The organism is Nostoc sp. UHCC 0252, assembly GCF_034931145.1.
Classification (GTDB): Bacteria; Cyanobacteriota; Cyanobacteriia; order Cyanobacteriales; family Nostocaceae; genus Nostoc.
In genome coordinates this window covers 20415-45943 of sequence record NZ_JAYGHE010000038.1, presented here as the reverse complement: position 1 = coordinate 45943, position 25529 = coordinate 20415, and the positions used below count along the sequence as shown (strand labels likewise).

The 25529-nt window shown below is 41.8% G+C and carries 16 protein-coding genes; 9 read left to right on the top strand and 7 right to left on the bottom strand.

All coding sequences use genetic code 11. The features are described 5' to 3' along the window. Positions 1-59 precede the first annotated feature (59 nt). A complete protein-coding gene (locus VB732_RS20570) occupies positions 60-671 on the bottom strand; it encodes a hypothetical protein (RefSeq protein ID WP_323232760.1) in 612 nt (203 codons plus the stop codon). Between the two features lie 133 nt (positions 672-804). Here VB732_RS20570 and VB732_RS20565 point away from each other — a divergent pair, with 133 nt between their 5' ends. Then, positions 805-1236 carry a biotin carboxylase gene (locus VB732_RS20565; RefSeq protein ID WP_323232759.1) on the top strand — a complete coding sequence of 144 codons (432 nt, stop codon included), beginning with the start codon at positions 805-807 and terminating at the stop codon, positions 1234-1236. Between the two features lie 413 nt (positions 1237-1649). Here VB732_RS20565 and VB732_RS20560 read toward each other — a convergent pair whose 3' ends face one another. Next, the gene (locus tag VB732_RS20560; RefSeq protein WP_323232758.1) at positions 1650-3050 is read right to left on the bottom strand and encodes an ATP-binding protein; all 1401 of its coding nucleotides are present in this window, start codon (positions 3048-3050) and stop codon (positions 1650-1652) included. Positions 3051-3475: 425 nt separating this feature from the next. On the opposite strand from VB732_RS20560, the gene VB732_RS20555 reads away from it, so the two are divergent. Next, entirely contained in the window at positions 3476-5398 is a 1923-nt protein-coding gene (locus VB732_RS20555; protein WP_323232757.1) for a transglycosylase domain-containing protein, read from the top strand. Between the two features lie 60 nt (positions 5399-5458). Beyond that, positions 5459-6160: a response regulator transcription factor gene (locus VB732_RS20550; protein ID WP_323232756.1), complete on the top strand. Its 702-nt coding sequence runs from the start codon at positions 5459-5461 to the stop codon at positions 6158-6160. A 282-nt stretch (positions 6161-6442) separates the two neighbouring features. Here the strand turns inward: VB732_RS20550 and VB732_RS20545 are convergent, their stop codons facing one another. Both VB732_RS20545 and VB732_RS20540 read right to left on the bottom strand, forming a co-directional pair. After that, a complete protein-coding gene (locus VB732_RS20545; protein ID WP_323232755.1) occupies positions 6443-10099 on the bottom strand; it encodes an ATP-binding protein in 3657 nt (1218 codons plus the stop codon). Next, positions 10075-11874, bottom strand: a complete 1800-nt coding sequence (locus VB732_RS20540; protein ID WP_323232754.1) for an ATP-binding protein — start codon at positions 11872-11874, stop codon at positions 10075-10077. The genes VB732_RS20545 and VB732_RS20540 overlap by 25 nt, the downstream gene beginning before the upstream one ends. Before the next feature lie 238 nt (positions 11875-12112). Between VB732_RS20540 and VB732_RS20535 the strand changes: the two genes are divergently transcribed. After that, entirely contained in the window at positions 12113-13489 is a 1377-nt protein-coding gene (locus tag VB732_RS20535; protein WP_323232753.1) for a dihydrolipoyl dehydrogenase family protein, read from the top strand. Positions 13490-13538: 49 nt separating this feature from the next. Here the strand turns inward: VB732_RS20535 and VB732_RS20530 are convergent, their stop codons facing one another. Further along, complete coding sequence (locus VB732_RS20530; protein ID WP_323232752.1) at positions 13539-14786, bottom strand: damage-control phosphatase ARMT1 family protein; 1248 nt, start codon at positions 14784-14786, stop codon at positions 13539-13541. A 208-nt stretch (positions 14787-14994) separates the two neighbouring features. Then, positions 14995-15708 (bottom strand): Crp/Fnr family transcriptional regulator, encoded by a 714-nt coding sequence (locus VB732_RS20525; protein ID WP_323232751.1) that lies wholly within the window; start codon positions 15706-15708, stop codon positions 14995-14997. Between the two features lie 876 nt (positions 15709-16584). Between VB732_RS20525 and VB732_RS20520 the strand changes: the two genes are divergently transcribed. From VB732_RS20520 to crtE, 4 genes are all read left to right on the top strand, one after another. Further along, positions 16585-18942 carry a family 2 encapsulin nanocompartment cargo protein terpene cyclase gene (locus VB732_RS20520; protein WP_323232750.1) on the top strand — a complete coding sequence of 786 codons (2358 nt, stop codon included), beginning with the start codon at positions 16585-16587 and terminating at the stop codon, positions 18940-18942. Positions 18943-19010: 68 nt separating this feature from the next. Beyond that, on the top strand, positions 19011-20420 hold the full coding sequence (locus VB732_RS20515) for a family 2B encapsulin nanocompartment shell protein (RefSeq protein WP_323232749.1): 1410 nt from the start codon (positions 19011-19013) through the stop codon (positions 20418-20420). 370 nt (positions 20421-20790) lie between these two features. Further along, positions 20791-22200 (top strand): family 2B encapsulin nanocompartment shell protein, encoded by a 1410-nt coding sequence (locus VB732_RS20510; RefSeq protein WP_323232748.1) that lies wholly within the window; start codon positions 20791-20793, stop codon positions 22198-22200. A 129-nt stretch (positions 22201-22329) separates the two neighbouring features. After that, positions 22330-23259, top strand: a complete 930-nt coding sequence (gene crtE / locus VB732_RS20505; protein WP_323232747.1) for a geranylgeranyl diphosphate synthase CrtE — start codon at positions 22330-22332, stop codon at positions 23257-23259. A 226-nt stretch (positions 23260-23485) separates the two neighbouring features. On the opposite strand, the gene VB732_RS20500 is transcribed toward crtE, so the two are convergent. Beyond that, complete coding sequence (locus tag VB732_RS20500) at positions 23486-23857, bottom strand: hypothetical protein (protein ID WP_323232746.1); 372 nt, start codon at positions 23855-23857, stop codon at positions 23486-23488. Positions 23858-24426: 569 nt separating this feature from the next. Between VB732_RS20500 and VB732_RS20495 the strand changes: the two genes are divergently transcribed. Continuing rightward, positions 24427-25278 carry an SDR family oxidoreductase gene (locus VB732_RS20495; RefSeq protein ID WP_323232745.1) on the top strand — a complete coding sequence of 284 codons (852 nt, stop codon included), beginning with the start codon at positions 24427-24429 and terminating at the stop codon, positions 25276-25278. Positions 25279-25529 lie beyond the last annotated feature (251 nt).

Below are 25529 nucleotides of genomic sequence, written 5' to 3'. Positions count from 1 at the left end.
TTAATGGAGTTCAAACACTCATTAATGGAGTTCAGAGACTCATTAAGATTTACTCAGCACTACTTCTTCGGCCAACGCCAGTTATAGCGATTCCATTCGTACATTCCTTGAATTTCATACTCAGCGCCATTGAAGAAGCGGACGACGCAGTTAGTAGAGTAATCATCACCTCTGCTAATTTTCTCGACCCTAATCACCATACAAGGAAACCATTCACGCTTACAAGGCCCATCTTCTTGCACCCATTCCCATAGTGCATTGGAAACTTCAATGCGATCGCCTACTCTTAACTTTAGTGCATCCTCAAAATAAGAATACTTATCAAAATGGTATGACTCAACGCGATTGAGCCACTGTAAACCATAACGTTGTCGAATAAACTGTACTGTTCCAGAGTCATTACCTAGCAGCCAGTCGTTGAGCAATTGCACTTTCCAAGTGCGGTTACTTTGTTCTTCGCTTTTAACAAACTGTAAAAATGCTTCTAACTCCTCTGCGGTGAGTTCATCCAAGGGGTTAGCAATATCTGACACCCCGGAGGCGCAACTTCCCTGAATTTGCTCAATCACTTGCAGTAATATCTGTTTCTGCCTGTCAGTGAGAGGACAGCTTGCTGCATCACAATCATTAAAGGCTGCGAGCATAGATGCTTCAATCTCATCTGGAGTCATAATTTAATAGCAATTGAGGGTTATTTCCCTAATTATTACAAAGGTTAAATTAAAGTCTTCAATCCTTGTAGTTAAATTCAGGTAAGCTGAGATTATAAGTTACATATTCTTGGATTCAGTAACGGGGTCTTCTATGCGGTTGCGCTCACTCACGGTTGTTTTGATTTCCTGTGTCATTGCGTTTCTATCATCTGCGATCGCTCCCTCTGCTGTAGCGTTGACACAGATTAGATTATTTGACGTTAGTTATAAGGATTGTCCGCCAGAACTAGCAGAAGGCGCGGTGATTAGTAGTGGTAGCGCAGCCGCCAATTGCTTTATTGTTACTGGCAAGGCAGAAAACGGTACTAATAAAACAGTCTACGACGCAGATATTTTTGGACGTATCTATGATGCCAACAACGACTCGGTGATGCAAAACCGCACTCGCTTAGGTTCTATTGCTGAAGTACCAACAGGTATTAGCGATTTTGAGTTGAGAATTTCTGTCCCCGCAAATCAGCCTACGCCCTTGAAGCTGAAGCAGTTTAAAGCAGCTGGATTTAGTGGCCAAGTGCGTAGGTAATGAGAGCTTGAGCTATCTATACAGAAATTGCGATCGCCTGCCTTATAGCGGTTCCCATAGTGAAACTGTCACACTCACCGACATCCCGCCCAGAACTAAAGTTCTTTGGCTTTTAGCTGAAGTCCACTCAAGTGGACTCAATGATCAATTTAGTCCAATACAGTTTAGTTAATAAGAATATACAACTTACGCACTGTACAAATACATCGTGATATGCGTTACCTGAAATACCCTATTTCAGGCTTTTCTTAATTATCCTCCAATGGTACATAGACCATGCTGTAGGGGCACGGCAGTGCCCGTGCCCTTACTTACGGGTGGGTGTACTATATTTACGTTTAATTAATATCTTATTATATGTAAATGTATTCAAATTATACGAATTACGTTAGCGTAGCCCATTCCGAATTCTTTTAATGATGGCTGTTTAATTTACTCTTGACTATTACTGTTTCCTCTTGTGGAAATTTTACCGTAAAACTTGTTCCACCTTGTGCATTACTATCTACATAAATTTCTCCATTATGTATTTCCAAACACTTTTTCACTACAGCTAACCCTAGTCCACTGCCAACAATCTTGCCTACATTATTAGCACGATGAAAAGGCTCAAATAAATGCTCCTTAAATTCTAAAGGAATTCCTATACCATTATCTTTAACTTTGAAAAATATTGCGTGTGGTTCACAGCTTAGAATTAAGAAAATATTACCCTCTGGAGGTGAATACTTCATTGCATTTGAAAGTAAATTCGTCAAAATCGAATACAGTAAAGTTTCATCTAACTTAGCATGAGTACAGTTACCCTGACTAATAAATTTTATAGTATGCTGTTGTTGATTATAAAATTGAATATCTTCTATCAAATTAATGCAAAATGCTTCTAAGTCCATGAGTTCTGGATGAAATTCTAACTTACCAGCTTCTGCTCTAGTCAAAGTTAAAATATCTGTTAATAACTGGTTTATTAACCTGGCTGAAGATTGAATTCGATGCAGATTTTTAAGCTTTTTCTCCTCTGTCCACTGCTGATTACTTTGAGCTAATAGTTGAGCCGACCCCAATATAATACTCAATGGAGTGCGAAATTCATGGGATACCATTGAGAAAAAGCGTAACTTCAATTCAGTAAGTTCTTTTTCTTGAGCTAAAGTTTTTTGAATAGTTTCTGCTTGTTGGCGCTTAAGTAATTGTTGATAAAGCAACGCATAAACACCTAATAAAATGGCAAAACTCAGAAACGTACCGAGGAATTCAATCAACATCCGGTTGCGGATATTGTCTTGAGAATGTCTAACTGAGATTTGCAGTAATTGTTCTTCTCTAGCTTGCATTTTGGTAAGCGTTTCGCGGATTTGACCACGGTTTTGGTTGCTTTGATTAACTAGAGGCGCTTGAATAGCAAAGCTTGATTTACCTACTTTCTTGAGGTTAATTGATTGTTTGGATAGTTCAACTCTTTGAGCAATAAGGAACTTTAGCTTTGTTAGTTGCTGCTGTTGATAAGAGTCATCAGCAATTTGTTGCTGCAACTTTTTAACTTTGGCATCTAGGCTTTGCATTGCCTGATAGTAACGATTGAGTTCTAGTTGCTCTCCATATAAAATATATCCCCTGCGTCCTGCCTCTGCATCGGTTAGTGTAGCAAAGATATCGATAACATTTTTCATTACCTCATGTGTGTACTTCACTTGATCGCTACTGGCAATTAACTGGGTAGCGTTTTGGTAAGAAATAAGACTAGCTGTACTCATTAATAATAAGCACAAGCCAAAGCCAGAGGCAATCCATTTCCTTTCCAATGACCATTTCATAGAAAATAGATTAATGGTTCAGAGTCCATATTTTAACCACGACTTTACATCAAAGTAAAGATTTTTCTAATATCCAATATTAAGCTTAGTTCAGAATCACTTTTATTTCTACCCGATTTCTACCCGATTTCTACCTTTTCTTTCCACAACTGGTTGTTATAATCCTAATTGAAATAAACTCTCTTTCACTTAAAATATCTCCAAATAAATTTAATTGTTTGTTTGGAGAATTTTGATTTTATATACTTTGAATAATATATATTCTAGTTCTTATTGATTAAAAGAAGAATTACTATATCAAAATAATAACTTTTGCATTTACATTGTATGCACGCAGCAACCATCTACCATTATGATGAAAGTTTTGCAAAACAAAATTAAATAAAAATTATAGTTATATTTACAAGTAAGGGAATCCAATTGCCGTGTCTTCATTTAAAACTTTTGAAGAAAAACAATCACAAGTTCAAATACCTAGTTTTGAGTTTTTGAAAGGGGTCGGTCAAGTAACTGGTGGCACACTTCTGTCAATAACTATGCTATCAAGTTCTGTTATGGCTGGAGGGCTAGTTGGTTTAGCCATTAGTTTCCGTAATCTACCAGACGTTAGACAATTACAAAATTTTTCACCCTCAGAAACAACTTATATCTATGACATCAAAGGCAAACTTTTAACGCGTATACACGGGGAAGCTAATCGTCAAGTAGTGCCTCTAAATCAAATTTCTCCCAATTTGAAACGAGCCGTATTAGCTAGTGAAGATCATCGCTTCTATGAGCATCATGGTATTAATCCCGGCGGTATTGGACGTGCTGCATTAGTCAATTTGGCATCTGGGGAAGTGCGAGAAGGTGGTTCTACAATCACCATGCAGTTAGTGAAAAATCTGTTTTTATCTCAGAAACGTGCCTTTACCCGAAAAATAGTAGAAGCGGTATTAGCAATTCGGTCAGAGCAAGTTCTCAGTAAAGACGAAATATTAGAAATGTACCTCAATCAAGTTTACTGGGGTCACAATAACTATGGTGTTCAGACAGCAGCACGCACTTACTTTAAAAAATCAGCACAAAATTTAACTTTGGGCGAATCAGCAATGATGGCGGGTTTAATTCAAGCCCCAGAAGAACTTAGCCCGTTTGTGAGTATGAAGCTGGCAAAACAAAAACAAAAAGAAGTACTGGGGCGGATGTTGGAACTGAATTGGATTAGCCAGCAAGAGTATAATGATGCCCTGAAACAAAAAATTAAACTTGGTGAAATTAGGTCATTTCAAGGTAGCGCTTTGCCTTACGTTACCAACACCGTAGCCCAAGAACTGATTAAAAAGTTTGGGCGTGAAACAGTTATCAAAGGCGGAATGCAGGTACAAACCACAGTAGATACCAGCTTCCAAATGATGGCAGAAAAAACTATCAAGAAGTGGCATAGAACCCTTGAACGTCAAGGATTAAAAAATAATCAAATTGCTTTAGTAGCAATTGACCCCCGCACACACTTTGTCAAAGCATTAGTGGGTGGTGTAGATTCAAAAAGTAGCGAATTTAACCGAGCGACTCAAGCCCACCGTCAGCCAGGATCTTCTTTTAAACCCTTTGTTTACTATACTGCCTTTGCTAATGGTAAATTTACACCAAATACAACAATTCTAGATACTCCAGTTAGTTACCGTGATGGTAACGGTTGGTATTATCCTCGAAACTACGATAATAGCTTTATGGGAGCAATATCGGTTCGCACTTCCCTCACCTTGTCTCGTAATATTCCTGCAATTAAGATTGGCAAAGCTGTGGGCATGAATAAAGTAATTGAAACTTCCCGTACTTTGGGAATTATGAGTCCAATGTTACCTGTGAGTTCTTTACCACTAGGTGCAATTGGTGTTACACCCCTAGAAATGGCTAGTGCTTATGCGACTCTTGCTAATTATGGCTGGCAATCGCCTCCAACGATTATCGCCCGTGTTACTGACGGTAGTGGCAATGTATTAATGGATAATACTCCTAAACCTCAGCTAGTGCTTGATCCTTGGGCATCAGCAGCAACTTTAGACGTGATGCAAACAGTAGTTAGAGAAGGAACTGGTAGAGGTGCAGATATAGGTCGTCCAGTTGCAGGAAAAACGGGTACAACCTCTTCAGAAAAAGATATTTGGTTTATCGGTACTGTACCGCAATTGACAACTGCTATCTGGGTAGGGAGGGACGATAATCGACAATTATCTAACCGTGCGACAGGCGGAGGTATGGTGGCTCCTATCTGGCGTGATTTTATGCAGAAGGCACTTAAGAGTGTACCAGTAAAAAACTTCCAGCCTTCTTCTAAATTCCCTCGTCCTAAATCAAATTGAAAGTATTAAGGTTATATCTTGGGATTGATCCTAGTTTTTTAATTCACAAATATTCAAGAAATGCGGATTTTGGTAGTTGAAGATGATGTCCAGCTAGCAGAAATGTTGATGGAAGCGCTTACTGACCGTCAATATGTGGTAGACATAGCCCAAGATGGAGAGGAAGCGTGGGATTGCATCAAAGTGTTGGAATATGATTTGGTGGTGTTAGATATTACCTTGCCCAAGTTGAATGGTGTAAGTTTTTGTCAACGCTTGCGATCGCATCTAATAGAGGGTACATCATCGCATAATAATACAATACCCGTTCTGATGTTAACAGCCCGCGACACCCTCAGTGACAAAATTACCGGGTTAGATGCTGGCGCAGATGATTATATGGTCAAACCTTTTGAAATGCCAGAGCTAATGGCTCGTGTTCGCGCACTGTTGCGCCGCAATAGTTTTGCAGCATCTTTTTCAGACCTTGGTTGGGGTAGTCTGCGTTTAAATTCCAGCACTTATGAAGTCACTTATGCTGACCAATCCTTACACCTAACACCCAAAGAATTTGCCCTTCTAGAACTAATGGTTTCTAGCGGTCGCCGGGTGCTAAGTCGAGCCGGAATTATTGAGCGTATTTGGTCACTTGATGACCCTCCAAGCGAAGAAACGGTTAAGTCTCATATCAAGGGTTTACGGTATAAACTTAAAGATGCAGGTGCGCCTGACGATTTTATTGAAACAGTTCATGGACTGGGCTATCGCTTAAAGCAACTTTAGTAAACTACCCGATTTCTACCTGATATTTACCCCTTATCTCTACAATTGATTGTTAGATTAATATTACTGAAATTAACCTCATCGTTACACTACACGTTCTCCAAACCGATTTAATGGTTTGGGGAATTTTAATTGACAATTGTCGCCACACCCTATATAGATGAAGCTGAACGCTGCGATCGCGTTACTCGAATGACCCCAACCCAACAAGCGTTACCCGATCGCCACTAGCTACAGCTTGGGTAACGGCTAACAAAAAACCACTGATTTCTAATGTCAAGATTAGACACTTATTGCTTCTAGTTTTGCCTGAAGGGGGATAGAGATAATAAATTCAGCCCCTTGTCCTAAAACCGATACACATTTTAACTGTCCTTGATGCTTACTAGTTATAATCTGGTAACTAATAGATAGCCCTAAACCACTTCCTTTCCCGACAGGTTTTGTAGTAAAAAAGGGTGCAAAGACTTGCTGCTGGATATTTTCAGAGATCCCAGAACCGTTGTCAGCAATGCGAATGACAGCAAAATCGCCTTCAACAGTAGTACGAATTGTAATGATACTTGGCTGACGGGCGATATCGGCATAAGTCCGATGTTTGTTAAATTCTTCTAAAGAGTCAATGGCATTTGCGATTAGATTCATAAATACTTGATTCAGTTGCCCAGGGTGGCACTCTACGGGTGGCAGATTGCCGTACTCCTGGATTATCTGAATTCCTGGAGAGTCTGGTTCGGGTTTAAGCCGATTTTGCATAATCATCAGGGTGCTATCAATGCCCTCATGAATATCAACGGCTTTGACTTCAGCTTCATCTAGACGGGAAAAGTTTCGTAAAGATAATACAATCTGGCGAATGCGATCGGTTCCCACTTTCATTGAAGTCAACAATTTAGGTAGGTCTTCCATCAAAAAATCTAAGTCAACCGCATCTATTTCATCCTGAACTTTAGCTGGTAAATTCTGATTTTGCTGCTGATAAAGTTGTACTACATCCATCAAGTCTTTAATATAATTATTGACGTGAGTAAGGTTGCCATAGATAAAGCTGACTGGGTTATTGATTTCGTGAGCAATGCCTGCCACCAACTGCCCCAAGCTAGACATTTTTTCGCTTTGCACAATCTGAGACTGGGTGAGCTTCAATTCATCAAGCGTCTGCTCTAGCTGCCTTGCTTTCTCACGCGCTTGTGTTTCCGAAATTTCTAACTCCTGAGAGTAGATGTGCAAATTTGTGTAAAGCCGAGCATTTTCTATAGAGATGGAAACTTGCGAAGTCAATAAGTTTAGTACCTCTAGCCGCTCTGCGGTAAAGACTCCGGTAGTGAGGTTATTTTCCAGGTAAAGAACTCCAGTTAGCTTACCCTGATGAGAGAAAGGCAAACACAAAATTGATTTGGGTTGATTGGCAACAATATAGTTGTCACTCACAAAACGCTCTGTGTGGCTAGCATCGTCTAAAACCAAATTTTCTTTTGTTCTTTCAACATAGTTAATCAGCAAAACTGGCAATTTATGCTTTACTTGAAACAGACTAGACGATCGCACTGTCACTTCACCTCGATCAATGCTTCCTTCGGCTTCAATCACCCACTGGTTCTCTCGTTTTACAAGTAGATAACCCATTTGGGCCCCAGCATTCTCGATCGCGATCGTCATCATCTTCTCCAGCAGAGGATTTAACTCCATCTCGCTTGAGAGTGCTTGGGATGCTTTAATCGCTGTGCTAATATCTAGAGTTTGGGTTTTAGCTTCAGAAATGTCCTGAATCGGCTTTGTAGCCATACGCCGCTCGACTGTATCTCTAAAAATTTGGGAATATTGTTCGTCCAGTTGTCGAACTTTAGCCGTAGCTTGCCACTTTAAATAGCCATAGCGGGCTTCTTTTAAATAAATTTTGGCAAAGTTTTTCCTATCCTTGGCTAAGTAAAATCGAAATGCAAGTTCGTTTGCCAAGGCTTCATTTTGTAAATAACCGTTTTCGGCAGCAGAAGCGATCGCCTTATCATAAAGTTCCATTGCCTGATAATCTTGTTGGTGAATCCGAGCAATTTCAGCTTGAATCAGTAGGAACTTGTCTTGATAATTGCTTGGGCAGTGCATTGCCCATTTCTGGAATTTTTCTAAGTTGACATTTAGTTTATCTAGATAAATCACTTGAGTTTCTGTATCTGCCTCCGCATAAGCCCCTGCTAAGGCAATACTTTGGTGAAAATAGAAAACAGGATTAATAAAAATTCCTCGCGCTCCCCCAACAAATTTTTCTGCATTGTCTGCATACTCAACAGCTTTGATAAATTCTCCATACCAGTTACAGAGTGCGAGTTTATAGATGTAAACTACAAATGCGCTTAACATATCCGAAGATGCCAGTGCAAACTCTAGCACTTGCCGTTCGTCTGCCCAAGTTCCAACAAGTTGGTCAATCTTCTCTGTTGGCTTAGTCAGGTTAGCGATCGCTTCCCTAGCTAGCAAATGATAATTCAACATATTTTTGTCAATCTTGCGGAGAGTCGGAATAAAATCATCGGCTACTTCTGCGGTTTTTTCTAAAGATTCATTCCCAAATAAACACTGCCATAAAAAATTAACTGAACAATAACCAGACCATTGATAAGAACCTGTTTCTAAACCACTATTAAATCCCTTCAATAAATAAGGTTTAGCCTCGCTAATATGGTCTTTATAGTGACATATTAAACCTCCCCACATATTTAAAATATTAGCTTCTAATTCCTTCGTTCTCATAATTTCATGGAGTCGAAGAGAAAGCTGCCCAAACTCATAACCTGAATCTACCTCACCATATTGAAATACTAAGTTGAAAGAATACAGCATGTAACCAAATACCGAAATCGGTGAGTTGCCATACTGAACTGAAAGTTGAGTTATGTTCATCGATGTAATGTGCAACGCTTTAGAACCTAAAAAGTAGGCGATAGGCCAGACTTCTTTTAAGATGCGTTGCGCCATTAACTTCTCTTCGTCTTGCATAAGTGGTAGTTCTGCGAGACTAAAAATTGAGCGATCGCCAATAACTTCTTTGGTATAATTAAGTTTTTCTAACAGATATGCATCATCGGGATAAGCTGCAAACTCAAAGCCTAAAAGCTCTAAGGTATTTAACCCAATTTTATATGCGGAGTTTAAATCATTCTCCATGCGATAACACATAATCCGATATTCATTGACTCGACACATATCAAGAGTTGTTTTAACCTGGCTGAAAGTCTGCTCAAAAATTAACAAGGCTTCCTCATATTTACCATTTAAAAATTCTGCTTCTCCAGCTTGTAAATACAAAGCTAATGTGAGTAAATATTTCTCTTGCCAGCTATTCTTAGGGAGATAGCTCATCCCTGTTCCCAGCAATTTTAGTGCAGTTACAAACGCCGAAGATGATTTTGCTCGCTGACCTGCTTTCAAATTTAATTCTGCCAGTTCGTATCTTTCTGCGGTTTCAACAATCAATGAATTTCCAGCATTGAGATGGTTGACAATATCAAAAAGATGCTCCTCAACTTGGGCTTTGTCAGTATTATGTAATAGCAATTTTCCAACTTTCAAGTGTACTTGTTGTAGTTGATTGGTTGGAATTAGAGAATAGGCAGCTTGCTGAACGCGATCGTGCAAAAATTTATAGTCAACTTTTAGCGCCGTATCGCAGTATGTTGCCAATTCCGACTGGTTTAACAACTGAGGAATTTTATAAGAATCGCTCAAAGGAAGAATCAATCCCGCTCGCAAAGCTGACCATAAATCTACTGCTGTTTCTGATGCAGATTTTTCGTTTACTAGCGCTAGAATTTCTAGATTGAAACGGTTGCCAACACAAGCAGCTAATTGTAAAACTTGCTGCGTTTCTTTTGACAATCTCTGAATTTTATTCACCATTAAATCGACTACATTATCGGTCAGGGCTGTTTGTTGAGATCCCACTGCCAGGAACCTGAACGATAATCAAAGGTTAAGAGATTATCTTGATGTAATACTTTGAGTAACTGAGTCAAGAAAAAGGGATTACCTTGGGTTTTTTGAAGCAGCAAATCAGCCAAAGGTTCTGCCTGAGATGATTCACAATTCAACGTGTCAATAAGTAGTTGAGTAATATGAGGCGCTGCTAATGGCTTCAAAAACAACTCTTCAACGATTGCCCCAGATGCTTGAATTGCCTCTAACATTAGTATTAGCGGATGAGTGGGATTAACTTCGTTATCTCGGTAAGCTCCAATCATCAATAAATACTGGCTTTCTGGGTCACTCATCAAATTTTCGACCAGCTTCAAAGAGGCAGCATCTGCCCATTGCAGGTCATCTAAAAACAGTACTAAGGGATGAGCCGCAGCAGTAAAGGCATGGATAAATTGCTTAAACACTCGATTAAAACGGTTTTGAGACTCAGCAACCCCCAACTGCGGGACAGGCGGTTGCTGCCCGATAATCAGTTCTACTTCAGGGATAACATCAATAATTACCTGACCGTTAACTCCCAATACTTGTAGCAATTTATTTTTCCAAACTTCAACTCTGGTTTGGCTTTCAGCTAACAGTTGCCGCATCAATTCTCGAAATGCCTGAATCAAAGAAGCATAAGGAATATCTCGTTTGAGTTGGTCAAATTTCCCACCAATAAAGTAACCTCGTTGCCGCACAATCGGTTTATGAACTTCGTTAACCAGTGAAGATTTACCGATACCTGAGTATCCCCCCACTAACACAACTTCACTCGAACCGAGGCTAACTTTATCGAAAGCAGCCATTAGAGTTGCCACTTCTGCTTCCCGACCATAAAGTTTTTGAGCTATTTGAAATTGATGCGAAAAATCCTGCTGACCTAAGTTAAAAAGTTCAATATTTCCTTTTGTTTGCAGTTGGAGCATTGCTTGTTCTAGGTCAGCTTTTAACCCGTAAGCACTTTGGTAGCGTTCTTCGGCAGTTTTGCTCAGGAGTTTCATGGCGATCGCAGAGATTCCCAATGGTACATTAGGATTAATCTCGTGAGGAGCCACTGGAATTTTTGCAATGTGACAATGTACCAACTCCATTGGGTCTTGAGCATTGTGAAAAGGGAGCCGACCCGTCAGCATTTCGTAAAAACTCACGCCTAATGAGTAAAAATCTGTACGATAATCTAAAGTTCGGTTGATACGTCCGGTTTGCTCCGGCGACATATAAGCCAGCGTTCCTTCTAGCAGATTAAGGCTACTAATTTCTGGGCTTTCTTTTGACAGCAGCGAAGCAATGCTAAAGTCAATCAGTTTTATTTTTTCGGTATTGGGGTTATAAAGAATGTTTTCAGGCTTAATATCCTTATGGATAATGTGGCGACTATGTAACTCTCCTAATGTTTCAGTAATTTGAATGGCAATGTTGAAAAATTTTGTAAGTTCAAACCCTGTAGCAGATATCTGATGTTTTAAGGATTCTCCGCCAAAATCTTCTAAAACCATTGCTATACCATTACTATAGCCATTGTCATAGTTGATTAATTTATGGGTTTTGATTACACCTGCAATATTCAGGTTTTGGATAATTTCGTATTCGTGCTTAATCTGAGCAATCTCTTTGACAGTAGGATAATCTGCTTTGAGCAGTTTGATTACAACAGAGTCTCCGTTAGCCTTGGAGTATGCTCGATAAATTACTGTGGCAGCAGCTTCATAAATTAAACTGGCAATATTATAATCTAGGATACGAGCAATTAATTTAAACACTATTACTTGCCTGAATGTTTTTTTATAATGGGTTTTGGCGGTTCCTATGATAATTCCCAAAATTCAAGTCAAGTTAACTCTTCAATAGGCGATCGCTCTCTTAGTTCACGATCAAATAGGTATTTGAAAGCATTCAACGACAAAAAAATTAAACATACAATAATGCGTGCGTGAAAAATCTTTCACCTAGAGTATGAGAATCTTATGAAAGCAAACTATCGTCAAGGAGTCCAACACGATGGAAACAGCAGACATGATTGTGATTGGCAGTGGTCAAGGGGGCATTCCACTGGCAACTGATTTTGCTTCATCGGGTCGCAAAGTAGTTTTGTTTGAGCGGGATGCTTTGGGCGGCAGTTGTATCAATTATGGTTGCACTCCTTCTAAAGCATTCTTGGCAGCAGCTCATGCAGCAGGGCGTGCCCGTCAGTCCAAGAAATTAGGCATCGAGGTGGAAGTTAAGGTTGATTTTCCCGCCGTCATGGAGCGAGTTCGGGGAATCCGTAGCAGCTTTAACCAGGGAATTCAAAAGCGATTGGATGATGCAGGCGTTGAAATCGTCTGCGCTGAAGCTTCTTTCGTTGGTGAACGTACCGTCAGAGGTGGCGATGTCACTGTTCAGGCTCCAATAGTTATCGTCAACACTGGTACGTCATCGCTGATTCCTGAGATTCCGGGCCTTGCAGGGACTCCTTACCTGACCAATCGCAACTTCTTTGACTTAAAAACATTACCACCCCGGTTACTGGTAATTGGAGCTGGCTATATTGGATTGGAACTGGGGCAGGGATTGGCGCGTTTGGGCAGTCAGACCCGCTTAATTGTACGGGGCGATCGCGTCCTCAATCGGGAAGAGGCTGATGTCAGCAAGGTCTTAGCAGAAGCATTAAAGCAGGATGGGATTGGGCTTCACTTTGGGGTGAATGTAAATCAGGTCGCACACGAAAATGATATCTTTAACCTGACATTGAGCAGTGGTGAGCAACTCCAAGCAGAGGCGTTGTTGGTTGTAGTTGGACGCAAACCAAATACATCTGCATTAAATGCAGCCAAGAGTGGAATTGAGCTAGACGATCAGGGATTTATCAAAATTAACGACCAGTTCCACACAACCTGTTCTGGAGTTTATGCCATCGGAGATGTTGCCAAACAGCCTGCGTTTACCCACGTTTCCTGGGAAGACTATCGCCGTTTGAAAGCAATTTTGTGTGGAGAAAGCCGGACGCGCAGCGATCGCGTTCTTGGCTATGCTATGTACACAGAACCTCAAGTTGGGCGAGTGGGGATGACCTTAGAACAGGCTCAGAAGCAGGGCATCAACGCGCGTGCTGTCACCTTACCCATGAGCCAAATTGCTCGTGCAATCGAGTGGGGGCATGACTTGGGATTTTACCGTATGGTGATCGACAGCGACACAGACAAAATCTTAGGAGCCACCCTGGTGGGGTACGAAACGGCTGAAGTGGTGCATGTTTTTCTGGATTTGATAGAAGCGGGAGCAACCTGGCAGTTGTTAGAGCGATCGGTTCATATCCATCCCACTTATGGCGAAGCATTACCTAGCCTAGCACGGTTGCTGATTGGAGATAATATGCCAGGTTGTCCCAACAGGTGAAGAGGTTTTATTGATGTACAACTGACGTTGTACATCAATAAAACCCATATCAGTTTTCAGGTACACAGTGCGCGAACTGAATCACACCCCATTGCCCATTAGTCAACCAAGAATGGTCAGATTTTGCTACTTTCTCAACAATCTCTGATTTTAAACCTACTGCTACTTCCGACTTCAGAGTGCGTAATGCGCCTATTGGTACAGGCAAGTAGCAAACTATATCTGCAAAGCTGGTAGTAATATTCCAATGGCGATCGCCTAATAACCGACGATAATTAGCATCTCCTTTGACTATAATTAAACTGGCATTAGCTAATTCATCATTAACAGAGCTTGGTATTTCCCAAAATGCTAAAGGTGATGTCCAGAAATAATCTTCAGACAAAGCTAAACGCCCTGATGCAATATGCTCCTCCAACCTTTGGGCAAAAGATGTCACTTGTTGATGACTAGTAGCGGCTAAAAAACTTGTTGTATCATGTACATCCTTAATCATGGCATCAGAAACGAAAGTCGGATGGGGTTTTAGATGTAAGTAAACTTGATTAACCAGTTTGCTACTTAATAAAAAATCTACTAAACATAAGTCACAGACAAGTTCAAAACCAGCATTGTCCATAACAAAATCAATGCGACCTCCTTGAGAAATAGTTAATAATTCACTAATTTGTTCAGCATCATTTACTAAAATGTGAGCTAGTTGATTTTGAATATCAAAACTGCTCCGGTCATCCTCGAATGCTGACCACAAACTCAAGTCCACTCGATTTCCCCATAAAGCAAAATATAATAGTGCAATTAAAGCTGTTTTGTTTGGTGAAGAATCAATTTCAGAATCTTCTAACCATTTCTTCAACTGAGTACATAGAAGAATAGTTGAGTCAAGAGATGCTTCTAAACCCTGAGATTTTTGCAATTGAAATGGATCAATAGCTTGCCATACACCAGGATGGAAGTAATGAGTAATCTCTAGAATTAATCGATAAAAATAAGTTTCTGCAAAGAACCAAGGAACGTCTATCCAACGCTGATTCTTGTAAGATTCTAGATATATATCCCAAGCTGGAAAATCTTCACATTTTTCATTCAGCAGAGGTGGTAAAGTTCCTGTTGGCAGTTCTATCGCAAGCCTTTCTAATCTTAGATTAATTTCTGGTGGAAAATTATTTTCAACGATAACTCGACGGGCAATTGCAGGCATTCTTTGGGTAACTGTGAACTCAGCAAAAGAACCAGCTTCTGAACCTAAAATTGGCGTTGGTAGTGGTAATTTCGGCACTTTATATGAATTGACCATAAAAATTTATTGCTTTGATAATTTATGGATAAATCATAATTCATTGCCCTTGGATTTTCAGTAGCAGGTGATTGAAACGAACTATCATCACATCTCTGTTGCATTGTCAATTATAGAAGCAGAGCGATCGCTCTAAAGTTCATGTTTGCAATTTTCAATATTATATTTAGACCTTTTATGGTAAAATCACAAATTTTAAAACTTAGCCTCAGCCAAACAAGCGCTTGTATTCTGCCTTGACAATACCGTAACATTCGCAGGCGTTTGTTTCCAACCCCTTTCTGTCAAAAATTTGGATGTGTCCGCGCTGGTAAGAGATTAAGCCCTTGCTCTGAAGTTTTCTAGCAGTTTCGCTGACTCCAGAACGCCTCACCCCAAGCATTGTGGACAAAAATTCTTGCGTCAGGGGAAGTGAATCTGACCCTATACCGTCACTGCTCATTAACAACCAGCGACTCAACCTTGCTTCTATATGATGAATCCGGTTGCAGGCTGTACTTTGTGAGCTTAAGACCATAACTGTATGTATATAACGGTAGAGAAGCTTTTGCAGCGAACCGCCAGTATCGAACGCCTCTTTAATAATATCCGCTTTGATACGCACGGCTTGCCCTGGGATTTGTGCCAATGTCTGCATCGGTGTCGTATTTACATTCAAAAGAATTGGCACACCTGCCATTCCCTCACGCCCGACACAGCCGGATTCGACTGTTGACCCATCCTCCATTATCGTCACTAGAGACAGCAATGAGTTAAGGGGGAAATAGACATATAGGATAGGCTCATTTGGCTCAATTATCACCTGTCCCTGTGAAAGTGAAACTTTCTCCAGATGAGGATGCAAGCGTTTTAGCTCATCAGGAAGTAGTTTGGCAAGCAGTTGATTTTGCGTAAGTGATAGTATGTCTTGATGAGTAGACATCACCGATGCCTCCTAACATCAATAATGATCTTAATATTGCTAAGTTCACTTCAAGCATAGCAACAAGGTAGCACTGACAGTGAAGAAAGAAAATTAATTATGGTTAGATTCCAGCCTATAGGACTCCTATTTGATTTCTAAAAAAACTCCGTACATCTCGAAAAGGTTAATTCACTACTCCCTACTCCCTGCCTACACAAATAATTTCATTTATCAAGTCAGATTCCTATATATGGTTTGCTGCCGTAGCTGCCACAGTTTTGAGTTCGGGATTGGGTACAAAAAAAGTAATGGCAGTTTTTTACATAAGTAGTTAAACATAATTAATTACACAATGTCATTGCGAATGTAGCGAAGCGAAATGAAGCAATCCCAGCCCTTGCGATTGCTATCTCTACGAGACGCTCCGCGAACGCTCGCAATGACTGTAATTAATTTTGTGTAGTTACTTACCTATAAATTTTCCCACAGAATTACTTAATAGAATCTGGTATTTTTATCAACAAAACAATATCCGTATACTTAGCTATAAAAGTATTGATTTGGTTAAGTGGAAAAGTGGGAAAAGTGGGAAAAGTAGGACGTTTTATAGAAACTCTTGATAATGCTGTTGATAAGCTGTAACTTAATGCTTAGTAAATATTTGGCAAGAGTAACTTGTAATTTTTTCGATTACTAGAAATAATTTCAGTTGCTCAAGATTAACAGCGAATATCAAATGATAGCGGTTCCCACTCAGGGACGGCAAAACATTATATCGCTAGGTGTATGGGCGGCAGTGCCGTGCCCCTACAAGTATAACTTACGTAAACTAGAAACACTATAGGGCGACTTCAATCAAGACACTGAGCTTAAACTAATAGGTTTAAATGGACAATGACTTCAAGCAAGCAACCTTTTGAGTTGCCGAGTTTTTATGTGCCTTGGCCGGCACGGCTGAACCCAAACCTGGAAGCGGCACGGGTACATTCTAAAACCTGGGCTTATGAAATGGGGATTTTGGGTGGAGTAGAGGGTTCAGAAGATTATGGGATTTGGGATGAGCGCAAGTTTGATGCCCATGACTATGCGTTGTTGTGTTCTTATACCCACCCAGATGCTGACGAACCCATGCTCAATCTGGTAACTGACTGGTATGTTTGGGTATTTTTCTTCGACGATCACTTCCTTGAGCTTTACAAGCGTAGCCAAGATATGGCTGGGGCTAAGAAGTACCTCGATGGACTGCCAGCGTTTATGCCTGTCCAACCCCAAGAAACGCCGCCAGAACCCACCAATGCCGTAGAACGGGGTCTAGTAGACCTCTGGGATCGCACCATCCCCAATGCCTCCCAAGACTGGGTAATCCGGTTTTCTGAGAGTACCATCAATCTTCTCAAAGAGTCTCAGTGGGAACTCGCCAATATCAGCCAGAATCGAGTTGCTAACCCGATTGAGTACATCGAGATGCGCCGTAAGGTGGGGGGAGCGCCCTGGTCGGCTAACCTAGTGGAACACGCGGTTGGGGCAGAAATTCCGGCTGCGATCGCCCCGACTCGACCGATGCGTGTCCTCAAAGACACTTTTTCTGATGGGGTACATCTGCGAAATGACATCTTCTCTTACCAAAGAGAAGTGGAAGAAGAAGGGGAAAATGCTAACTGTATCTTGGTTTTAGAACAATTCCTGGATGTGAGTACCCAAGAGGCGGCTAACCTCACTAACGACTTACTAACATCTAGGGTGCAACAGTTCGAGAACACCTTTGTCACCGAGCTTCCTTCTTTGTTCGAGGAATATAGTCTGACTCCTGATGAGCGCCTGAAAGTCGTCCTATATGCTAAAGGACTTCAGGACTGGCAATCGGGGGGTCATGAGTGGCATACGAGATCGAGCCGCTACATGAACCAGACATCAGACAAATCTTCGACAGCAAGCTGGTTTTTAGGCGGCCCCACTGGACTAGGCACATCGGCGGCCCGTCTAGGAGCTTTATCCGATAGTTTGGGACTGAAACGGTTCAAAAGCTTCACTCATGTCCTCCATCAGCCTGTAGGGCCAGTAACTCTGCCGCAGTTTTATATGCCCTTCTCCACCAGTTTGAATCCTCATTTAGACGAGGCTCGGCGGCATTCTAAGGAATGGGCGCGTCAAATGGGGATGCTGGATGTACTGCCAGGGATGCCGGGCATTTACATCTGGGATGACCACAAATTCGATGTGGCCGACGTAGCTTTATGCGGTGCTTATATTCATCCCAATGGTTCTAGTCCTGAGTTGAATATCACAGCCTGTTGGCTGGTTTGGGGAACTTATGCCGATGACTACTTCCCTGCACTGTACGGCTATAGCCGCAACATGGCAGGGGCAAAAGTTTTCAACGCTCGGCTATCAGCGTTTATGCCCCTTGATGGGAGTCCTATTCCCGTACCAACGAACCCAGTCGAACGGGGTTTAGCGGATATTTGGGCGCGGACGGCTGGGCCGATGACAGCTAATGCTCGTCGCCAGTTCCGTCGTGCGATCGAGGATATGACGGAAAGTTGGTTATGGGAACTGGCTAACCAAATCCAAAATCGCATTCCCGACCCCATAGACTATGTGGAAATGCGCCGTAAGACTTTTGGTTCTGACCTAACCATGAGCCTGTCTCGACTTTCTCAAGGGGATGAGATCCCATCAGAGATATTCCGCACCCGAACCATGCAGAATATCGAGAATTCAGCCGCCGATTTCGCCTGTTTGACGAACGATATTTTTTCTTACCAAAAAGAAATCGAATTTGAGGGCGAGATTAATAACGGTGTACTGGCGGTTCAAAATTTCCTTAACTGCAATATTCCCCAGTCCGTCACCATTGTTAACGACCTGATGACCTCTCGTGCCCTTCAGTTTGAACATATCGTTGCAACTGAACTCCCTATATTGTGTGACGATTTCAACCTGGATACCAGTGCCCGTAAGAAACTGTACGGCTACGTCAAGAAACTAGAACAGTGGATGTGCGGCGTACTCAAATGGCATAGGGCAGTAGACCGCTATAAGGAATTTGAATTGCGGAATAACTCGACAGAACAGCGTTTACTCCAAGGCCCCACAGGATTAGGCACTGCCGCGACTCAGATTAGACCAAGTGTTGGTCAGAAAACAACTCAAACCAATGTTCAGCCAATAGTGCAGAACGTACTGAGTAGTCCGACAGGGTTAGGGACTTCAGCGACCAAAATCGGAACGCTGTTAGGAAGGAAAGGTTAGCTCTATCTGAGTCCCTATTCCGGTTAATCAAATAACTTGTCAACAAACATTACCAATGGAGATTCATCATGACTAATACAGCAAACACTCCCTTAGAAAATCTAATTGAGCAACTGCCAATGAGTTTGCAGACCGAAGCGGCGCGGAAATTGGCAGGCACCACCAAAACCCAACCCCAGATGCAGGGAATTACCTCACGGTGGCTCTTAAAACTACTGCCTTGGGTAGAAACCGTGGGTGGTAGCTATCAGGTCAACCGCCGCTTAACATACACGGTTGGGGATGGACGGGTTAGCTTTTCTAATACAGGGGCCCAGATACAGGTCATTCCGCAAGAACTCACTGAGCTACCCTTATTTCGGGGATTTGAAGATGTCCAGGTGTTAAACACCTTAGCTAGTCAATTTGTACAACAAGAATTTGCTGCGGGTGATGTGATCATCCAAGAAGGTCAAGCAGCCGATAGAGTATTGCTGATTGCTCATGGTAAAGTCAACAAAATTGGCGCAGGCAAGTATGACGATCGCGTTGTTTTGAGTGTATTAGCCGATGGCGATCATTTTGGTGATTACGCTTTAGTCGAATCCCAGGATACTTGGGATGTGACTCTCACAGCCATTACCCGTTGCACCATCTTGTCTCTGCCTCAAGCAGCTTTTCAAAACCTGGTCAACCAGTCTGAAGCTTTGCAAACGCAAGTGGATCAATTCAGGGAAAAATTGCGCCAACCCCAAAACCAATACGGGGAAGCCTCGATTGATATTACCTCCGGCCACCTTGCAGAGGCATTACTACCTGGGACTTTTGCAGATTATGAACTCAATGCACGAGAATATGAGTTAAGTGTCGCTCAAACCGTTTTGCAAATCAACACGCGGGTTGCTGACCTCTACAACGAACCCATGAATCAGACTGAGGAACAATTGCGCCTCACCATTGAAGCATTACGGGAACGCCAAGAACACGAAATGGTTAACAATCGTGACTTCGGACTGTTACACAATGCCGATCTCAAACAACGCATCTTTACCCGCAGTGGCCCTCCAACTCCTGACGATCTTGATGAATTGATCTCCATTGTTTGGAAAGAACCAAGCTTTTTCTTAGCTCATCCCCGCACCATTGCCGCGTTTGGTCGGCAATGCAACGCCCTTGGACTTTATCCTAACCCTATCCCTATGGGTAACAGTGCAATTCCGTCTTGGCGTGGTATTCCCATCTATCCTTGCAATAAGATTCCCGTTACCAAAGAGCGTACTAGCTCGATCATGTTAATGCGTGTGGGAGCAAGCAACCAGGGTGTCATTGGTCTGCATAAAACTGGCATTCCTGATGAATATCAGCCTAGTTTGTCTGTCCGCTTCATGGGTATTAACGAAAAGGCCGTTATTTCTTACCTAGTTAGTGCTTACTACTCTACAGCCGTTCTTGTTCCTGATGCACTAGGCATCCTTGAAGATGTAGAAATTGGCCTCTAAATACAGCTTTGCGTAAAATCATAAGTAGGTAAACATAATTAATTACACAATGTCATTGCGAATGCAGCAAAGCGAAATGAAGCGATCGCAAGGGCTGGGATTGCTTCGCTTCTCTACGAGACGCTCCGCGAACGCTCGCAATGACTGTAATTAATTTTGCGTAGTTACTTAGCGTTTTTGATGCAAAGCGATGCGTTGGCATTGTTAGTCGATGCATTGGCATTGCCAAATTTAATTCGCTACGAATTAATGAAATGCTGTACTAAGTAGTCGGATATCCTCTCCAAAGTAAGGGCGAACGTTCGTTCGCTCTTACTCTCCGATGCTTTCTCTTAAGAATGTAAATTTAGTTGCATGAAACGTTAACTTTATGACAGATGCTTTGATTAGGCCTGATTTAGACCAAGAAAACAGGCAACTCCAGATGAGCTTAAGCACAAAAGGGGCGCGGAAATTAGCCACAACCACGAAAACTCCGCCCCAGATGCAAGGCATTACGCCCAGGTGGTTGTTACAGATGTTGCCTTGGGTGCAAGTTAAGGGTGGAGCCTATCGGGTGAATCGTCGCTTGACCTATGATGTTGGTAACGGACGGGTCAGCTTTACCAATACAGGGGCCCAGGTGCGGGTCATTCCCCAAGCCCTTTGTGAACTATCTTTACTACGTGGTTTTGAAGATATTGAGGTACTCAACGCTTTAGCAGACCGCTTTGTACAACAAGAATTTGCCCCAGGTGAGGTAATTGTACAGGAAGGTCAACCAGCTAACCAGGTATTATTAATTGCTCATGGTAAGGTTAATAAGCTGAAGGCAGGCAAATATGAGGCGGAAGCTTTACGGGATATCTTAGCTGATGGCGATTGTTTTGGTGGCGAAGCTATAGTTCTATCTCAGGAAACTTGGGAGGTTAGCCTGAAAGCTGTTACGCGCTGCATAGTTTTGTCTTTGCCAGTACAGGCGTTTCGGGAGTTGATGAACCAGTCTGAAGCGTTGCAGACTCAGGTCGATCGCTTTAGAACTGTATTGAGCAAACCCCAGGATCGGCATAATCAAGCGGCGATCGCTATGGACGCAGGTCATAGTCAGGAAACTGAGTTACCCAGGACATTTGTTGATTACGACTTGAGTCCACGGGAATATGAGTTAAGCGTCGCTCAAACCATTTTACGGGTGAATACGCGAGTTGCTGACCTCTACAACGAACCCATGAACCAGACGGAGCAACAATTACGGCTGACTATCGAAGCGTTGCGAGAACGGCAAGAATACGAAATGCTGAATAATCGTGATTTCGGGTTGTTGCACAATGCCGATCTTAAGCAACGCATCTTTACCCGCACCGGGCCACCGACTCCAGATGATTTTGATGAATTGCTTTCTCGGCGGCGCAAATCCCATTTTTTCCTAGCTCACCCTCGCGCGATCGCTGCTTTTAACCGGGAGTGTAACCGCCGTGGAATCTATTCCCCAAGCACGGAGGTCAATGGAAAGATTGTACCTGCATGGCGCAACTATCCGATTTTTCCTTGTAACAAAATTCCGATCACTAAAGAGGGTACTAGCTCTATTTTGATATTCCGAACCGGAGAAGAAAACCAAGGGGTAATAGGTTTACACAAAACGGGTATCCCTGATGAATACCAACCCAGTTTGTCTGTGCGGTTTTCGGGTATCAACGAAAAAGCGATCGCTTCTTATCTTGTCACCGCCTACTACAGTGCAGTTATACTCATCCCCGATGCACTTGGCATTCTGGAAGATGTCGAAATTGGGCGCTGAGGGAAGGGTAAACCTGACTTTTTTTATAGTCAAAAATTGCTGTCTTTGAAATAAGTAGAGCGTTGTTTGATACTCCAACCAACTTTTGTCGATTAGGCGTAGTACTGTAATCTTAAAAATGAATTATTTATGGTGAATACTCAAGTCTTTGAATGGTCATCTGTTAAAGAAACTAGCTTTGACCTGAAAGCTTATTTATCAGAACGGCGATCGCAAGTTGAAGCAGCCCTTGAACAATCAATCACTGTAGTCTATCCAGAAATACTCTACGAATCCATGCGCTATTCTCTGTTGGCTGGAGGAAAGCGCCTACGCTCGATTCTATGTCTTGCCAGTTGTGAACTGGTTGGAGGCACAGTCGAGATGGCGATGCCTACTGCTTGTACGCTGGAAATGATTCACACCTTTTCTTTGATCCATGACGATTTACCGACAATGGATAATGATGACTATCGACGCGGCAAGTTAACTAACCATAAAATTTATGGCGAAAACATTGCCATTCTAGCTGGTGATGCGCTTTTAGCCTACGCCTTTGAGTTTCTTGTGGTTCAAACCAAAGGAGTTGCTGCCCAGCAGTTATTGCAGGTTGTTGCTAAGTTGGCTCATGCAGTAGCAGCAACAGGTCTAGTTGGCGGTCAAATTGTTGATTTACAATCTGAGGGATTGCAGAATATTGAAATCGAAACTCTCAACTTTATTCATGCTCACAAAACAGGAGCAATGTTAGAAGCTTCTATTCTCTCAGGTGCAATGCTAGCGAAAGCTGACAACGAAGTTCTGCAAAAGCTTTCTTGCTATGCTTCCTACATTGGTCTAGCTTTTCAAATTGTTGATGATATTTTGGATGTAATTGGGACACAAGAAGAACTTGGTAAAACCCCAGGCAAAGACCAAAAGGCACAGAAAGTGACGTATCCCAGTTTATGGGGTATTGAGGAATCAAAACGCAAGAGCCAAGAATTAATTGACCTAGCCAAAGCTGAACTTGTTGATTTTGGAGCCAAGGCACAACCTCTAATGGCGATCGCAGATTATATCACAGCTAGAACGCATTAGTCAGCGCTCACTCTGCTCAGAAGATCGCAAAATCTCTCTATTCCTCTTCACTCTGTGTTTTCTGGGCGGCAGTCGCTCGTGGGGGAAACCCCAAGACTGCGCTGCCTTGTCTCTGTGGTAGCCTGCGGAAAGCCGCTTTGCGTTGAGGTTTATTTAGATAATTTATTTCTTGGAAATCCCTAATACGAATGAGAGAATCTACTACCCTTGAGTGCAAACGACATTCTCATTCCTGTTTACAGCTTGCAGTAAGTTCTACATTATAGAAAGTCCCTTTCTTAGGATTAATTGAACGCAACTCTTGGATAAAAGCATTAAATTTTGTCTTGCTTATGCCGAAGCCGGCTTCAGCACAAGCAGATAAACCTCCTTCGATGGGAATAGGAGATCCGTCCCTGGGACTATATACAATAAATTTATCGACAGTGCCAGTAGCGATCGCAAACCCGATAACCCGCCGAACTGTTCGCAAAGCGGCATTATCTAAGGAACCACCAATACTGCCAATACTGATATTAACCGCACGACTTTCAGCAAAGGCCGGCGCACTAATCGACAATACTGCCCCAACAATCATCAAACAGGTGAACTTCTTCATTTTCCTCTCCTCCAAAAAATTGAAAAACTAATACAGAGCTTCCGATATGGATGAGGTACATCAGAGACTTTGCCATGTAATAGTTTCAGACATTCTGTTTTACCTCACTCGATTCAAAATCTATCTATGTAAGTAAAAAACTTAGACTAACTATTTATTATAAAGCCTAAGAAAGAAACGAATTGAGAAACTGCTGTTGTCGACATAGCATAAATGATACTAAAGCAAAGTAGTCTTGTAGTGGCGTGTCAAAGCTAAAATGATGCAATATATTTTTGAGAAAATTGAGATAAATTAATGCTTTGTGCTTTTTTCTAATACACTATTTTAGCCTCGACACGACAGTAGTGGAGTGTTTCAGCAGCGCGTAACGCACCCTACTTAATATTTACTTTATAAATAACCTCTTAGAAAATTCTGCCAAGAAAGTAGCTATAGCAATCCTATTTTATTTGTGAAAATCACAAGACTCAAATCCCCGACTTCTTAGAGAAGTCGGGGATCTCGTTGTTCACGAATGATTTAGGATTGCTATATAACGGGTTATGCTGTAACAAGAAATACCGATAATGTTGAAAATTTTAGTAACAGGTGCAACAGGTAACGTCGGAACTGAAGTGATTCGCTTGCTACGCTCTCAAAATTGCCATATCTGCGCTGGGGTTAGAAATCCAATGAACGCTCAACAGATGTTAGGCAGCAATGTGGAGTGTATAGCCTTTGACTTTACCAATCCTGACACCTTTGTAAATGCTTTTGAAAACGTCAATAAGCTTTTTTTAGTACGTCCGCCTGCTCTAGCTAATGTTCGCAAACAAATTGTCCCAGCATTAAATGCAGCAAAATTTGCTGGTATTGAGCATATCGTGTTTCTTTCACTACTTGGAGCCGAACATAACTCTTTTGTACCGCACTCGAAAATTGAACGCTATATTAACCAATTGGGTATACCTGCCACCTTTTTAAGGTGCAGCTTTTTTATGCAAAATCTTCACACCACACACCGACAAGACATCAAAACTTATGGTGAATTGCTTCTTCCAGCAGGTAATGGTAAAACAAGTTTCATTGATGTGCGGGATATTGCTGCTGTTGCAGTTCGGACTTTAACTGAAGATGGGCATCAGTCACGCGCCTATGCACTTACTGGTGGAGAAGCCTTAACCTATTACGAAGTTGCAGATATTTTTACATCTATTTTAGGTAAACCTGTACGCTATCATCCCAATGCGCTAAAGTTTATTCGACGGATGCACTCATTGGGTCTGTCAATAGACTTTATTTTAGTGATGCTAGCAATCTACACAACTGCTCGTTTAGGATTGGCGGGTGATATCACATCTGATACAGAGCAATTACTCAATCGTTCACCACTGACGATGCGACAGTATGTCGAGGACTATCGACATTTTTGGTTATAAATCAAATGGTATGCCAGAGAGCGATCGCTTCTCCAACTACAGCGTTTTTCAGGTAAATGAAGTACACAGCTAGGGGCACAGCATTGCTGTGTCCTTAAAATCATCTGTACCTCACCAAGCAGCTACAAGCCATTTGCCCCTCCACCCTGTCAAATAATATTCTGCTTTGAAACTTGAGCTTAATTCTTAAAGTAGATGAGATAAATCATTAGAAATATATATACTGCAACTATCAAGCAAAGAATTAATAA

What these genes read in the sequence shown, in the direction of transcription:
- VB732_RS20570 (WP_323232760.1), bottom strand. Translation starts at nt 671, where the DNA reads ATGACTCCAGATGAGATTGAAGCATCTATGCTCGCAGCCTTTAATGAT.
- VB732_RS20565 (WP_323232759.1), top strand. Translation starts at nt 805, where the DNA reads ATGCGGTTGCGCTCACTCACGGTTGTTTTGATTTCCTGTGTCATTGCG.
- VB732_RS20560 (WP_323232758.1), bottom strand. Translation starts at nt 3,050, where the DNA reads ATGAAATGGTCATTGGAAAGGAAATGGATTGCCTCTGGCTTTGGCTTG.
- VB732_RS20550 (WP_323232756.1), top strand. Translation starts at nt 5,459, where the DNA reads ATGCGGATTTTGGTAGTTGAAGATGATGTCCAGCTAGCAGAAATGTTG.
- VB732_RS20535 (WP_323232753.1), top strand. Translation starts at nt 12,113, where the DNA reads ATGGAAACAGCAGACATGATTGTGATTGGCAGTGGTCAAGGGGGCATT.
- VB732_RS20530 (WP_323232752.1), bottom strand. Translation starts at nt 14,786, where the DNA reads ATGGTCAATTCATATAAAGTGCCGAAATTACCACTACCAACGCCAATT.
- VB732_RS20525 (WP_323232751.1), bottom strand. Translation starts at nt 15,708, where the DNA reads ATGTCTACTCATCAAGACATACTATCACTTACGCAAAATCAACTGCTT.
- VB732_RS20520 (WP_323232750.1), top strand. Translation starts at nt 16,585, where the DNA reads ATGACTTCAAGCAAGCAACCTTTTGAGTTGCCGAGTTTTTATGTGCCT.
- VB732_RS20515 (WP_323232749.1), top strand. Translation starts at nt 19,011, where the DNA reads ATGACTAATACAGCAAACACTCCCTTAGAAAATCTAATTGAGCAACTG.
- VB732_RS20510 (WP_323232748.1), top strand. Translation starts at nt 20,791, where the DNA reads ATGACAGATGCTTTGATTAGGCCTGATTTAGACCAAGAAAACAGGCAA.
- crtE (WP_323232747.1), top strand. Translation starts at nt 22,330, where the DNA reads ATGGTGAATACTCAAGTCTTTGAATGGTCATCTGTTAAAGAAACTAGC.
- VB732_RS20500 (WP_323232746.1), bottom strand. Translation starts at nt 23,857, where the DNA reads ATGAAGAAGTTCACCTGTTTGATGATTGTTGGGGCAGTATTGTCGATT.
- VB732_RS20495 (WP_323232745.1), top strand. Translation starts at nt 24,427, where the DNA reads ATGTTGAAAATTTTAGTAACAGGTGCAACAGGTAACGTCGGAACTGAA.